Source organism: Caballeronia sordidicola (assembly GCF_000729995.1).
GTDB classification, from domain to species: domain Bacteria; phylum Pseudomonadota; class Gammaproteobacteria; order Burkholderiales; family Burkholderiaceae; genus Caballeronia; species Caballeronia sordidicola_A.
Genome location: NZ_JNFG01000135.1, coordinates 1 through 397 on the forward strand (window position 1 = coordinate 1; position 397 = coordinate 397).

At 73.0% G+C, this 397-nt stretch carries 1 protein-coding gene; it reads right to left on the reverse strand.

The window, feature by feature from the left end; all coding sequences use genetic code 11:
* A partial coding sequence (locus tag FH08_RS54200; protein ID WP_326928996.1) for a hypothetical protein occupies nucleotides 1-227 on the reverse strand: 227 nt, incomplete at its 3' end.
* Nucleotides 228-397 lie beyond the last annotated feature (170 nt).

Sequence of the window (397 nt, forward strand, 5' to 3'; positions counted from 1 at the left end):
AACTCGCTCGCGGCGCGGTCCTCGACGGCCGGGCCAGCGATCCGGCCATCGCCCGCTCCTGGCGGCGCTGCCTCGACGAACACCAGCTCGACCCGGCCGCTCCGGTAGCGCCCTGGGTGCTGGAGCGCGCCCGCTTCGACGAGCACCGCCAGCGCCAGCAGCGGGTCCTGCAGATCGCCCGTGGGCAGATGAATGCCCTGCACCAGCAACTGGGCGGCGCCGGCCATGCCGTGCTGCTCACCGATGCCCGCGGGCTGATCCTTGATTGCGTCACCGCCGAGGCCGAGCGCGAGACCTTCCAGCAGGCCGGGCTGTGGCTGGGCGCCGACTGGAGCGAGGCCTGCGAGGGCACCAACGGCATCGGCACCTGCGTAGTGGAGCGCCAGGCGCTGACCAT